Below are 12,993 nucleotides of genomic sequence, written 5' to 3'. Positions count from 1 at the left end.
TTCGGAGCCATGCGCCCGGGGATTACGCTTGACTGATATCGGCAAGGACATCGAACGCCCGCTCGGACAGGCAGTCCGGCCGCCGCGCGCCGCCGGCAAGCTCAGCGGCGGTGCGATCATGGCGACAGTGGCCGTGCTGGTGGTGGCAGGCATCTCCGGCGCGATCGCGCTCAGGGAAAAGCCGTTTCGTAAGCCGCAACAGGTTGCCGTTTCAACGCCGAAAGTGACCGCGGCGGCCGAACCTGCCGCCGCGCCGCCTGCATTGGCCCCGGCGGCACCGAAGCCGGAGGCGCCGGTCAAATCAGGTGGGCCGCAGATCATCCATGTGCAGACGGAGGAGGGCGATGGGCCGCCCAAGGCAGCGATCGTCATTCGCGACCCGTCGACCGTCGGCCAGAACCTGAAGGTCGCGCATATTCCAGACAAGGCGCTGATCGAGGCCAGCGAGACCGGGCCGTTGCCGGTGCGCGCCGCCGATGGCAGGCGGCCGTTCGACGTCTATGCGCGGCCCTGGTCGGGCGGGCGCGGCGCACGGGTGGCGATCGTCATCGGTGGACTTTCGGTTTCGCAGACCGGCACCCAGGCGGCCATCGCCAAGCTGCCGGCGGAAGTGACGCTGGCCTTCGCGCCGCAAGGCAACAGCATCGGCCGCTGGATGCAGGCAGCCAGGCAGAGCGGCCACGAGATCGTCATGCAGGTGCCGCTCGAACCGTTCGATTATCCCAAGGTCAATCCGGGACGCAACACGCTGACGGTGGCGGCGAGCGCGGACGAGAACCTGAAGAGCCTGCACTGGGCGCTGTCGCGGACGACCAACTATACCGGCGTCATGAACTATATGGGCGCCCGCTTTTCCGCTGACGCGGCGGCGATGGAGCCGTTCATCGCCGAGCTCGGCAAACGCGGCCTCGCCTATATCGATGACGGCTCGTCGGCGCGCAGTCTGGCGCCGGATCTGGCGCTGAAGGACGGCGTGCCCTTCGTCGCCGGCGACATGGCGATTGATGCCGTGCAGGATCGCGGCGAAATCCTGAAGAAGCTCGACAGCCTGGAGGCGACCGCGCGGGCCAAAGGCACTGCCGTCGGCATCGGTTCGGCCTTCGACCTGACGGTCGATACCGTGTCATCCTGGGTGGTCGAGGCCAAGAAGCGCGGCATCGAGATCGTGCCGATTTCAGCGGTGGCTATCGATCCGCAAAAAGGCTAGCCCTCGGAAGACGGCTGGAAAGAGTGACTGATGCCAAAGACGAACAAAATCGACCGCGAAACGCTGCCTTACCGACCCTGCGTCGGGCTGATGATCCTCAATGCCGAGGGCCTGGTCTGGGTCGGGCACCGCATTGCCGAACCGGACAGCGAATTTGCCGGCACGACGCAGCTCTGGCAGATGCCACAAGGCGGCATCGACGAGGGCGAGGAGCCCCTGCAGGCGGCCGAGCGCGAGCTCTATGAGGAGACCGGCATGCGCGGCGTCTCGCTACTGGCCGAGGCGCCGGACTGGATCAACTATGATTTGCCGGAGCATCTCGTCGGCATCGCCTTCAAGGGCCGGTATCGCGGCCAGACGCAGAAATGGTTCGCCTTTCGCTTCCACGGCGATGTCAGCGAGATCCAGATCAATCCGCCGCCGGGTGGCCACACCGCCGAGTTCGACAAATGGGCATGGCGGCCGATGCAGGACCTTCCCGACCTGATCGTGCCGTTCAAGCGCCATGTCTATGAGGATGTGGTGGCGGCGTTCCGGCATCTGGTGCGATAGTAGGGGAGTAGGGGAGTAGGGGAGTAGGGTTGAATGTTCTGTTGCGGTCCGCGCCAAATTCTACTGACTACTGACTACTGACTAACCCATCCACCACAAGAACGGTCGCCATGAACGACGCCCTCCAAAAATCGCCGCCAGAAGAGGTCACCGCCACGAGCGAAGTGGCGGCTGGGGCCATCCTCACCATCGATCTCGGTGCAATCCGTGAAAACTACCGGCGGCTGAAGGCGCGGTTGGGCGATGTTGCCTGCGCTGGTGTGCTCAAGGCGGACGGCTACGGCCTTGGCGCCGGCCAGGTCGGGGCGGCACTGCTGCGCGAAGGCTGCGATATCTTCTTCGTTGCGCTTCTGGGCGAAGGCGTCGCCCTGCGCCGCTCGCTTGGGGCCGGCCCTGCCATTTTCGTGTTGAACGGCATTCCGCCCGGTGCCGAGCCGGACGCCGTGGCAGCAAACCTTTGCGCTGTTATCAACAGCCACGAGCAACTGGCAGCCTGGCGTGCTGCGGCCCGCCGCGCCGGCCGAAAACTGCCGGCCGCGGTCCAGGTCGACAGCGGCATGTCGCGGCTCGGCATGGCGCCTCGGGATGTGGATCGCATCGCCGCCGATCCGCAGGCTTTCGACGGCATCGACATCCGTTACGTGATGAGCCATCTGGCCTGCGCCGACGAGCCGGAGCATCCGGCCAATGAGAAGCAGCGGTCGGTGTTCGAGCGGCTGCGCGCAATGTTGCCGAAGGCGCCGGCGTCGCTGGCCAATTCCTCCGGCATCTTTCTTGGGCCGTCCTTTCACTACGATCTCGCCCGCCCCGGTGCCGCCCTCTACGGCATCAATCCGACGCCGCCAAAGTCCAATCCGATGCTGCCGGTGGTGCGGCTGCAGGCAAAGGTGGCACAGACGCGCAGCGTCGAAAAGGGCGCCGGCGTCGGCTATGGCCACAGCTATCATGCGCAAGGCCCGCTCAGGCTGGCGACGATTTCGTTCGGCTACGCTGATGGCTGGCAACGCCGCGCCGCGTCCGCCGCCTGGTTCGAGGGCGTGCGGCTACCTTTCGTCGGGCGGGTGTCGATGGATTCGATCATTCTCGACATTTCCGCCCTGCCGGCCGGCAGGCTGCGCGAGGGTGATCTGGTCGAACTGCTCGGTCCCTCGCAAAGCGTCGATGACGCCGCCGGCCATGCCGGCACCATCGGCTACGAGATCCTGACCAGCCTCGGTCCGCGCTTCCATCGGCGCTATGTCGGCGGTTGAGCGGTTTGGCCGCGCTTGACAAGCGGACGCCTGTCGGCAAGGCTCCATGCATGAGCAACCCAGCTTATATCAGAACCTTGTTCAGGGTCTGCCCGATCGCGGGATCGTAGCCCCGGCGCGGTCGCCTTTTGGCGTCCGTCCGAACCGGGGCATTTCTACCTGACATTATCATTCCCGAGCCAGACAGCTTCGCGGCTGCCGGTTTTTCATCAAGCCACCGTTTGCGCGGCGGCAGGCGCGCGTCTGTTCGATGCGCCAAGTCATGAGGTTTGCCATGCAACATGCAACAGGATTGCGTCCACCGAGCCGGCTTCTGGTCACCGATGCCGACCATCATAGGCTGACGGGCCTGGCGCGGGCGTCGCTCGACCGCGTGCCCGAGACGGCCGAAGAATTGCTTTCGGAGATGGACCGTGCCGTTGTCACGGCAGCGGCTTCCATGCCGGCCAATGTCGTGCGGATGGGCTCGGCGGTAACAATCCGCAACGATGGCGGCAACATCCAGCGCGTCACGCTGGTCTATCCCGGCGAAGCAGACATCAGTGAAAACAGGATCTCGGTGCTGACGCCGATGGGGACGGCGCTCATCGGCGCGACCGCTGGGCAGACGGTGTGCTGGAGCAGCCGTGGCGGCCGGGAACTGTCGGCGACCATCGAAGTGGTCGATACGCCGGCCTGCGGGCGGGAGGGGGCCTGATCATGGAGACGGTGATGACAGGCGCGAATTTCCAGCTGACGACAAAGGACTTCGCCGTCCTCGAAATCATGTTGGAGCGTCGGCGGGCTTTCGCGGATCCGATTGTTCCAATGCTTGAAGACAAGCTTTCCAAGGCCGAGGTCGTCGCGATGGATTCGGTCGGATCCGATATCGTGACGCTGAACAGCAGGCTGGTATTCCGTGTCGATGCCGGCCCCGCCCAGACCCGGACCCTGGTGCAGAATGAGGTGCGCGGCCCGGTCGGCTCCAGCCTGTCGATCATGACAAGGCGGGGGCTTTGCATGCTCGGCATGGCCGAGGGCCAGACTGCATGGATCGAACAGGCCGACGGCAGGCGGGAGTCGGTCCTGATCGCGACCGTGCTCTACCAGCCGGAGGCCGCGCGGCGTGCCGTCAGGGAGAAATCCCAGGCCGAGGCGCGACGGCCGCATGGGCTCACCCTCGTCTACAGCGCCGCAGCCGATTGGCGGCCCCTTGGCGAAAGGGCCGGAATGCGGCAGACAGGGGACGACGACCCCGGTCCTGCGGCGGCGTGAACAGGCAACACTGCATGATCTCGAAAATCGGCATCGATTTTCGCCGGGGATCATGCGCAAATCGGAATGCGCCGCGTCCAGGCGTCCTCAAGGGCGTGCGACGCGGCAAGGAGTAAACGATGAAGATCATGGTGCTGGGCGGCGGCGTCATCGGAGTGACCACGGCGTACTTTCTCGCCGAGGCCGGCCACGAGGTGACGGTTCTCGACCGCCAGAAAGGCCCGGCGCTGGAAACCAGCTTCGCCAATGCCGGCGAAATTTCGCCCGGCTACGCCTCGCCCTGGGCCGGGCCCGGCATTCCGCTGAAGGCGATCAAATGGCTGCTGATGAAGCATGGCCCGCTGGTGGTGCGGCCGGCCTTCGATCCGCATATGTGGACATGGCTCATCAAGATGCTGCGCAACTGCACGGCCGAGCGCTATGCGATCAACAAGGCGCGCATGGTGCCGCTGGCCGAATACAGCCGCGATACGCTCAAGGCGCTGCGCGAAGCGACCGGCATCGCCTATGACGAGCGGACCCAGGGCACGCTGCAGCTGTTCCGGACGCAAAAGCAGCTTGACGGCACCGGCGGCGATGTCGAGGTGCTGAAGAAGTATGGCGTGCCTTACGAGATCCTCGACCAGGACGGTTGCATCGCGGCTGAGCCTGGCCTTGCCGGGGTGCGCGAAAAGTTCGTCGGCGGCCTCAGGCTGCCGCACGACGAGACCGGCGACTGCAAGATGTTCACCGACAGGCTGGCCGAACTCTGTGTGGCCCGTGGCGTCAAGTTCGAGTACGACGTGACGATCTGGCGCGTCATCCGCAGCCGCAACCGCATTGCCAATCTCAGCACCAGCAAGGGCTGGAAGACCGCCGACGCCTATGTGATGGCGCTGGGCAGTTATTCGGCGGGTTTCATGCGCCGAGTGAAGCGGCCGATCCCGGTCTATCCGGTCAAGGGCTATTCGATCACCGTGCCGATCAAGGACGCGGCGGCGGCGCCGGTCTCGACGGTGATGGACGAGACCTACAAGGTGGCGATCACCCGGCTTGGCGACCGCATCCGGGTTGGCGGTACGGCCGAGATTTCCGGCTTCGACCTCAGGCTGCACGAATCGCGGCGGCGCACGCTGGAACACTCGGTCGGCGATCTCTTTCCTGGCGCCGGCGCGATGCGGGACGCGACGTTCTGGTGCGGGCTGCGGCCGATGACGCCGGATGGTCCGCCGCTGATCGGCCGCACCGAGCTTTCCAATCTCTATCTCAACACCGGCCACGGCACGCTCGGCTGGACCATGGCTTGCGGCTCGGGCAAGGTGCTGGCCGACATCATCTCCAACCGGGTGCCTGACATCGACGTCCGCGACCTCGCGCAGGAGCGCTATCTGCGCTAGAGAGTCAGAACGCCTGCCGGACCCAGTCCTCGTCGAAAAGCAGCCGGTAGGCCCACGGGATCGTCACATTGGTGGCGACCGGTTTGGAGTGGGCGACATAGTCGTCATAGATCGGCTTCATCCTGGTGTAGAAGGCCGGATCGAGCACCATCATGCCGTTCTCACTGTCGTGGAAGAAGCTGCGGTTGTTGAGGTTGACCGACGAGATGGCGACCAGCCTTTCGTCGATCATCATGATCTTGGAATGCAGCACCACGTCAGGCGCCTTGAACTCGCGGATGTTGATGCGATCGCCATATTTCTCGACAAACAGCTTGTTGAGCGCGGTGAGAAACTTGCCGCCGATATCGCCCTTGAGATCGATGCGGCCGACAATGTCGATCCTGACGCCGCGGGCGAGCGCCCGGTCAACAGCCTGGGCAAGCTTGGGCGTCAGGTTGAGGTAGGGATTAACGATCTGGATATGGTGCTGGGCGGCGTCGACCAACTCGACGAAATAGTCCTCCAGCGCATGGCCATCCTCGTAAGGCACCGAAATGAAGTGTCGTGCCGTGCCTGAAGGACGGGCGCCGTCGGACCGGACCGGAATGGAGAAGGGGCGCGCCAGATTGGTGTCGGCGTCGCGCAGCCACACTGTCGAAAGATGCGCGGCAAGGGTCTCGACCGTGGCCGGATCGGCGAACTCGATGTCGAAGTCGCTCCAGTTCGAATAGTAGTTCAGCGACAACCCGTCGGTCTTGCCGTATTGCTCAAGGTCTGGATAGCGCGACAGATCGATCGGCTGGTGGAACAGGAAGCCGTCATGGATGTTGCGGCCGCCGATGATGGCGCGCGACCGCCGTGGATCGTCGGCAAGCGTCGCCAGCATCTTGACGTGATGGACCTTGTGCAATTGTGAAATCTGCTCGTCGATCGGCGCGCCCCGGTCCGCCCGCCAGCGATATTCCTGCAGCCCGACATTGGGGAATTCGGCCGCCAGCCGATGCAGCATGGCGTCGTCCTTGTCGCGCTCCAGCACGTCGGTGACCAGGATGCGCACCTTGGTGCCGAGGGCTGCATGATGACGGATCAGCCGTTCGATGATGCGGCCGGAGAAGTCGGCCTTGAACTCCAGGGATGACAGATAGATCAGCTTCAGTTTTGGGGCCCTGGAGAAGTCGAGCGGCAGCTCCGGGTCGCCCTTGTCGATGGCGCTGTCGGACAGCGGCGCTCCCATCAGCGCCTCGACCTTGGCGTTGAAGCCGTCGCGCGATTTGCGCAGCAGGCGCGGCTTTCCGATCGGCAAGGCACAGGTCTGCGACAGCCAACGGCTGGCATAGAAGGCGCGGCTGAGAGGATCGAGGCCGGTTGGGTCTGGCGTCGGGCAACGCTCGTAGCGACTGTCGAAAGCGGCAAGCGCCGGATCGGCGGTCTCTTCGCGTCGGATGGTGAGCGGCGCGCCGGCCGGAGCAAGGCTGGAGCGGATTCTTGCCGCGCAGCGGTTCAGGCCGTCACTTGGAAACAGGCTGACCGTATCGTCCTCGCCGGACAGGCGAAAGCGAAATGCCGTGCCCGTGGCGATGGTGCGTGAAGCGCCGCCGGCACGGATCGCCAGCGTGCCGTCGCAGACGCCTTCGATGTCGGCCGGTTGCTTGCCGGCCTGGCGCAGCACGATCTCGACGCTGCGCGCTTGCAGGCCGGAGAAATCGAAGGTCTTGGGCGCCGAAGGCCGCGCCGCCGCATCGATGTAGAGCGTCTGTCGCGACACCCGCCAGCGTCCGTCAAAATGACCCTCGCCGCTGTTGGCGTCGGCCGGCGGCAGATGCGTTTCGGCAACCGGCCCGGCCAGTTTTTGCAGCGTCCGGTAGGTCGCCTGGAAATCGCTGTTGGCGATCTCATGGCGGTCGTGGCCGAAAGGGCCGGTGCCGTTGGCGCGGTCCATGGCGCCAAGCTGATGGCGGGCGAGCAGCGCCAGGAAGCGTTTTTCGTAGTCGCTGGTGCCGGCGTCGCCGAAAAACTGCGCGGCGGCGATCCGCGGCCCAGCTGTCTCCGCGGAGAGCGCGGGTCGCGCGCAAGCGCTCTGGCCTTGCAGGAGATCGCAGGCATTGCGACCAGTACCGGCACAGCCGGCAAGGACAGCCAGCCCGAACAGAACAACGGCGATGAATGCGCGACCCTTCACCCGGCCGCTCCGGTCTTCAGGGCGCTCAATTGCGCCGGATCGCGCGGCGGCATGAAGCCCTGCGGGAAGACCTTGCAGACGGGAATGGCGAAGGTGGCGATCAGCAGTTCGGCCTCGCCGCGCATCTTGCGCGGCGTTGCGTTGTCGTCACGGATCGCTTTCGCCGAGGCGACCAGGGCGCCGTCGCAGTCGCAATGGTTGTGGCGGGCGATGTAACAGGCGTCATGCGTCTGGCAGGCCGCGGCGAGGCGGTCGACCGGCCGGGCCGACAGATCGCCGGTGCGGGTGCCGGGGCCGCAATAATTGCCGAAGACGAAAGGCGAAGGCCGCGCCATGGCGTAGCGGATCGGTTTGGGCAGTTCGGCCTCCGGGACCTTCGTCCACGGATTGGCGCAAGCGGAAACGAAAAGCAGCGGCAGGATGGCAAGAACGGCTCGCATGTCTATCCGCGCCAGCTTTCTGAAAGGTTCCCCACCCGGCGACCTGCCCGTGGCCGGCGACCGCACGCCTGATGCCACACTGGCCGGTTTTGTGGCAAGGAAAAGGCGGCACGGCCAAAGCGTATCGCGTTTGATCGGATTCATGCGATGCGCTTTAGCGTCTTAGTTTATGCATGTCGTTCGCCCAAAACCGAGATCAGTTTTGGGCGACATGCCTCAGACGAACAGGTTCCGCTCCCGCTCCACCATCTTGGTGATGAAGCTGGCGACGATCTGGACGCGGCGCAGTGGCCTGACCGATTCGTGATAGACCAGCCAGTAGGCGCGGCGGATGGGTGCCACGACATCGACCGGCACGAGTTCCGGCATCGAGCGGGCGACGAAGGTGTGCAGGATGCCGATGCCGGCGCCCGAGCGCACTGCTTCGGCCTGGCCGAGCGCCGAGGAGATGGCGAAACTGGTGCGCCAGTCCGCGCTGAATTCGGCCGCGTAGTCGAGCGAAGGGCTGACAATGAGATCCGGCACATAGCCGATAAGGGTGTGCTGGCCGAGTTCGGCCGCTGTTTTGGGCAGACCATTGGCATCGACATAAGCGCGCGAGGCAAACAGGCCGAGCGAATAGTCGACCAGCTTTCCCGCCACCAGCCGGCCTTCGGTCGGCCGCTCGACAGTGATGGCGATGTCCGCCTCGCGGCGCGACAGGGAGAAGGAGCGCGGCACCGGCACAAGCTGGATCGTCAGTTCGCGGTGCAGGGCGGTCAGCGCGCCAAGGCGTTTGGCCAGGAAGGCAACGCCAAAACCGTCCGGGGCGCCGATGCGCACCGTGCCGGAAACATCGTCGCCTTCGCCTGATATGGTCGAGCGCGCGGCGATCATGTCGCCCTCCATGCGCTCGGCAATGTCGAGGAAGCGCTCGCCGGCGGGAGTCAGCTCGCTGCCGGTGGTCAGCCGGCGAAACAGCTTTGTCCGAAGCGCATCCTCGAGTGCGGCGATGCGGCGTGAGACGGTGGCGTGGTTGAGCTCCAGCCGTTTGGCGGCGCCAAGGATCTGGCCGGCACGCGCCACGGCAAGGAAGATGCGGACGTCATCCCAGTTCATGGGGATGGTCCAGATGACAATCGCTGACGCCGCGTCCTGTGGTGGAAACTCAATCTCTCAATCCCTGCTGCTATCAGACGGGGTCTCGCATTTGCGAGAATTGATGCTCGTCCGTCAACCGCTATCTACTTTCCGCACAACGGTTGCGTTCTCCGTCGCGTTGCCATCCGCCGGCCAAAGGCGGACAATGCAGCATCACAAACAAGGGAGAGAAATCATGATCGACTATGGTCATTTCATCGGCGGCAAGCACGTCGCCGGGACCAGCGGCCGCAAGCAGGATGTCATGCAGCCGATGGACGGCTCCGTGCGCGGCACGGTGGCGCTGGCATCACAGGCGGAACTGCGCGCTGCGGTGGAGAACGCCAAGGCTGCGCAGCCGAAATGGGCCGCAACCAACCCGCAGCGTCGCGTGCGCGTGCTGATGAAGTTTCTCGAACTGGTCGCCCGCGACTATGACGAACTGGCCGACATCCTGGCGCGCGAGCACGGCAAGACGATCGCCGACGCCAAGGGCGACATCCAGCGCGGCCTCGAAGTGGTCGAAGTCTGCATCGGCGCGCCACACATGATGAAGGGTGAATTCACCGACGGCGCCGGCCCCGGCATCGACGTCTATTCGATGCGCCAGCCGCTCGGCGTCGTCGCCGGCATCACGCCGTTCAACTTCCCGGCAATGATCCCGCTGTGGAAGATCGCGCCGGCCATCGCCTGCGGCAACGCCTTCATCCTGAAGCCTTCGGAGCGCGATCCGGGCGTGCCGATGCGCATCGCCGAACTGTTCCTCGAAGCTGGCCTGCCGGCGGGCATCCTCAATGTCGTCAATGGCGACAAGGACGTGGTCGACGCCATCCTCGACGATCCCGACATCAAGGCCATCGGCTTTGTCGGCTCGACGCCGATCGCCCACTACATCTATTCGCGCGGCACGGCCGCCGGCAAGCGCGTGCAGTGCTTCGGCGGCGCCAAGAACCACATGATCATCATGCCCGATGCCGACATGGACCAGACGGTCGACGCGCTGATCGGCGCCGGCTACGGCTCGGCCGGCGAACGCTGCATGGCGATCTCGGTTGCCGTCCCGGTCGGCAACGACACCGCCAACCGGCTGATGGAAAAGCTGATCCCGCGCGTCGAAAGCCTGAAGGTCGGTCCTTCGACCGACTCTTCCGCCGATTTCGGCCCGCTGGTGACGCGCCAAGCCCTGGAGCGGGTCAAGGGCTATGTCGACACCGGCGTCAAGGAAGGCGCCAAGCTGGTCGTCGACGGCCGCGGCTTCTCCATGCAGGGCTATGAAGACGGCTACTATATGGGCGGCTGCCTGTTCGACAACGTCACCGCGGACATGCGCATCTACAAGGAAGAGATCTTTGGGCCGGTGCTGTCGGTTGTGCGCGCGCCGACCTATGAGAGCGCGATCAAGCTCGCCAACGACCACGAGATGGGCAATGGCGTCGCCATCTTCACTCGTGACGGCGATGCCGCGCGCGATTTCGCAAGCCGTGTCCAGGTCGGCATGGTCGGCATCAATGTGCCGATCCCGGTGCCGATCGCCTACTACACCTTCGGCGGTTGGAAGGCGTCTTCCTTCGGCGACCTCAACCAGCACGGCCCGGACGCGTTCCGTTTCTACACCAAGACCAAGACGGTGACCTCGCGCTGGCCGTCCGGGATCAAGGACGGTGCCGAATTCGTCATCCCGACGATGAACTGACCGGACAACAGATTGATTTTGAATTTGAGGCCCGGGCGCTCGCGCCCGGGCTTTTTTGCAGTCCGGCGACGACCCTATCTGCGTGAACGCTAATGTGATGGAACCAAGTGGGCATCTGCCGTCTTGGTTTGCAGTCCTGCCGCAAGGAGGTACGGCAGATCAAGCAACGGCGCTGGCGACAGCTTCGGGGACATCGTCTGGCGCAAGGAGGTGTCAGATGACCCGTCTTGTGGCAACGCTATTTTTCGCGGCGGTTTCCGCGTTTGCCGCCGTCCCGGCGATGGCGGAGCAATGCGCAGCCCGTGCGGATATGATCAAAGCGCTCGGGGAAAAATTCCACGAAAGCGAGGCTGCGCGCGGCCTGGTCAACCCGAGCGTCATTCTTGAGATATTCGTCTCCGACCAGGGCACCTGGACGATCCTTGCCACCGACACGCATGGTCAGAGCTGCGTCATCACGGCGGGCGAAGGCTGGGACGGTTCGTTGATGGCGGCGGCTGCCTTGCCAGGGACGTGATCCGAGCTTCGAGGAAGCACCGGCGACGAAAGCGCATCGGATTAAAAGACGCTCAGCGCGTCGCCGCCGTTTCGGCGTGGCCGCGCAGCAGCGCCATCAGGCGTTTGGCATCCTTGGCCGCGGCCTCCTCGTCGCCGGCAAGGATCGAGCGGATCAGCGCGACATGGTGCTCGGCGGATTCGGCAAGACCGGTCTCGGCCTTGTAGCGGAACCAGAAGCGGCGGCTGTGGGTCTGCAACGGGGCGGCCAAACGGGCGGCGAAGGGATTGTCGGCAGCCAGTGCCAACGCTTCGTCAAGTGCCTTGTCGGCCTGAATGAAGGCAAGCACGTTGCCCGAGATCACCGCTTTCTGCATGGCAAGCGCTGCTTCGTGAAACAGGTCGGCGGCCTCGCGGGTGACGAAGCGGGCGGCCGAGCGGGCCAGCACCACCTCGACGCCGCGACGCGCGTCGAGCACGCGCAGCCAGTCGCCGGGATGCAGCGGGGCGATGGCGATGCCTGCGCGCGGCCTGATGTCGAGCAGCCCTTCCCAGGCCAGCCGCTGGATCGCCTCGCGCACCGGTGTCCTGCCAAGCCCGAGCCTGTCGATCAGGGCGCCCTCGGTGACGAAGCTTGCCGGGGCCAGTTCGAGCGTGACGATCATGTGCTCGAGCACATGGTAGGCCCTGGTCGCGGCCGGCTCCGCCGAGGTGCTTGCTGCCGTGGATATCAAATGCGCTCTCCTGATATATCTTGAATATATCATAACGGATTCCGCATTGACAGCGGGTTTGTTAATAGATATACCAGTGATATATCAGATGGAGAGATGATCATGTGGACCGGAGTTTTTCCTGCCGTCACGACCAAATTCACCGCGGATGATCGCCTCGATCATGCCGAGATGGAGCGCTGCTTCAACCTGCAGATGGAAGCTGGCTGCGACGGCATCATCGTTTGCGGATCGCTCGGCGAGGGGCCGATGCTGTCGCCCGATGAGAAGATCGAGGTGCTGAAGACCGCACAAAAGGTCGCCGGCAAGAAGCCGGTGCTGCTGACGGTCAACGAGGCCGGCACACGCGAGGCCGCCAGCATCGCCAAGCGCGCGAGCCGGGAAGGCGCCAACGGCCTGATGGTCGCGCCGAGCCCGATCTACCACACCAATGCGGAAGAGACGGTCGCGGCGCTGCGCGCGGTCGCGCAGGCTGGCGACCTGCCGGTCATGATCTACTCCAACCGGCTTGCCTACCGCGTCGACGTCAGCGTCGACCAGATGGAGGAGCTGGCGTCGGACGAGCGCTTTGTCGCGATCAAGGAATCCTCCGACGACATCCGTCGTTCGACCGAGATCATCAATCGCCTGGGCACTCGCTACGACCTGTTCACCGGCGTCGACAATCTGGCCTTCGAGGCGCTGTCGGTCGGCGCCATCGGTTGGGTGGCCG

13 protein-coding genes are annotated in these 12,993 nt (G+C 64.7%); 9 read left to right on the top strand and 4 right to left on the bottom strand.

The window, feature by feature from the left end:
• The first annotated feature begins 28 nt into the window (after positions 1-28).
• The 6 genes from EN879_RS08360 (at position 29) to EN879_RS08335 (ending at position 5,639) form a co-directional block, all read left to right on the top strand.
• A complete protein-coding gene (locus EN879_RS08360; RefSeq protein ID WP_063169215.1) occupies positions 29-1,207 on the top strand; it encodes a divergent polysaccharide deacetylase family protein in 1,179 nt (392 codons plus the stop codon).
• Positions 1,208-1,237: 30 nt separating this feature from the next.
• Entirely contained in the window at positions 1,238-1,759 is a 522-nt protein-coding gene (locus tag EN879_RS08355) for an RNA pyrophosphohydrolase (RefSeq protein WP_013529078.1), read from the top strand.
• Positions 1,760-1,869: 110 nt separating this feature from the next.
• Positions 1,870-3,009, top strand: a complete 1,140-nt coding sequence (gene alr, locus EN879_RS08350) for an alanine racemase (RefSeq protein WP_063169214.1) — start codon at positions 1,870-1,872, stop codon at positions 3,007-3,009.
• Between the two features lie 274 nt (positions 3,010-3,283).
• Entirely contained in the window at positions 3,284-3,706 is a 423-nt protein-coding gene (gene rnk, locus EN879_RS08345) for a nucleoside diphosphate kinase regulator (RefSeq protein ID WP_027162554.1), read from the top strand.
• Between the two features lie 2 nt (positions 3,707-3,708).
• Positions 3,709-4,263, top strand: coding sequence for a nucleoside-diphosphate kinase (locus EN879_RS08340; RefSeq protein WP_082826563.1), 555 nt, complete (start codon positions 3,709-3,711; stop codon positions 4,261-4,263).
• Between the two features lie 119 nt (positions 4,264-4,382).
• Positions 4,383-5,639, top strand: a complete 1,257-nt coding sequence (locus EN879_RS08335; protein WP_013529082.1) for a D-amino acid dehydrogenase — start codon at positions 4,383-4,385, stop codon at positions 5,637-5,639.
• A 4-nt stretch (positions 5,640-5,643) separates the two neighbouring features.
• On the opposite strand, the gene EN879_RS08330 is transcribed toward EN879_RS08335, so the two are convergent.
• From EN879_RS08330 to EN879_RS08320, 3 genes are all read right to left on the bottom strand, one after another.
• Entirely contained in the window at positions 5,644-7,800 is a 2,157-nt protein-coding gene (locus EN879_RS08330) for a phospholipase D-like domain-containing protein (protein WP_063169213.1), read from the bottom strand.
• On the bottom strand, positions 7,797-8,240 hold the full coding sequence (locus tag EN879_RS08325) for a hypothetical protein (protein WP_127274004.1): 444 nt from the start codon (positions 8,238-8,240) through the stop codon (positions 7,797-7,799). The genes EN879_RS08330 and EN879_RS08325 overlap by 4 nt, the downstream gene beginning before the upstream one ends.
• Positions 8,241-8,456: 216 nt before the next feature.
• Positions 8,457-9,338 (bottom strand): LysR family transcriptional regulator, encoded by an 882-nt coding sequence (locus EN879_RS08320; protein ID WP_013529085.1) that lies wholly within the window; start codon positions 9,336-9,338, stop codon positions 8,457-8,459.
• Between the two features lie 217 nt (positions 9,339-9,555).
• Here EN879_RS08320 and EN879_RS08315 point away from each other — a divergent pair, with 217 nt between their 5' ends.
• Together EN879_RS08315 and EN879_RS08310 are read left to right on the top strand one after the other, a co-directional pair.
• The gene (locus tag EN879_RS08315; protein WP_013529086.1) at positions 9,556-11,052 is read left to right on the top strand and encodes a CoA-acylating methylmalonate-semialdehyde dehydrogenase; all 1,497 of its coding nucleotides are present in this window, start codon (positions 9,556-9,558) and stop codon (positions 11,050-11,052) included.
• A gap of 217 nt (positions 11,053-11,269) precedes the next feature.
• On the top strand, positions 11,270-11,569 hold the full coding sequence (locus EN879_RS08310; protein WP_024502890.1) for a hypothetical protein: 300 nt from the start codon (positions 11,270-11,272) through the stop codon (positions 11,567-11,569).
• A gap of 52 nt (positions 11,570-11,621) precedes the next feature.
• On the opposite strand, the gene EN879_RS08305 is transcribed toward EN879_RS08310, so the two are convergent.
• The gene (locus EN879_RS08305; protein ID WP_050596296.1) at positions 11,622-12,314 is read right to left on the bottom strand and encodes a GntR family transcriptional regulator; all 693 of its coding nucleotides are present in this window, start codon (positions 12,312-12,314) and stop codon (positions 11,622-11,624) included.
• 69 nt (positions 12,315-12,383) lie between these two features.
• Between EN879_RS08305 and EN879_RS08300 the strand changes: the two genes are divergently transcribed.
• The coding region (locus EN879_RS08300; protein WP_164774341.1) for a dihydrodipicolinate synthase family protein at positions 12,384-12,993 on the top strand (610 nt) is incomplete at its 3' end.

Origin of the sequence: Mesorhizobium sp. M7A.F.Ca.AU.002.02.1.1 (assembly GCF_003998535.1) — a bacterium.
Taxonomy (GTDB): Bacteria; Pseudomonadota; Alphaproteobacteria; order Rhizobiales; family Rhizobiaceae; genus Mesorhizobium; species Mesorhizobium ciceri.
Note: the sequence above shows the minus strand (reverse complement) of the source record. Positions and strands in the feature narration are given on the sequence as shown.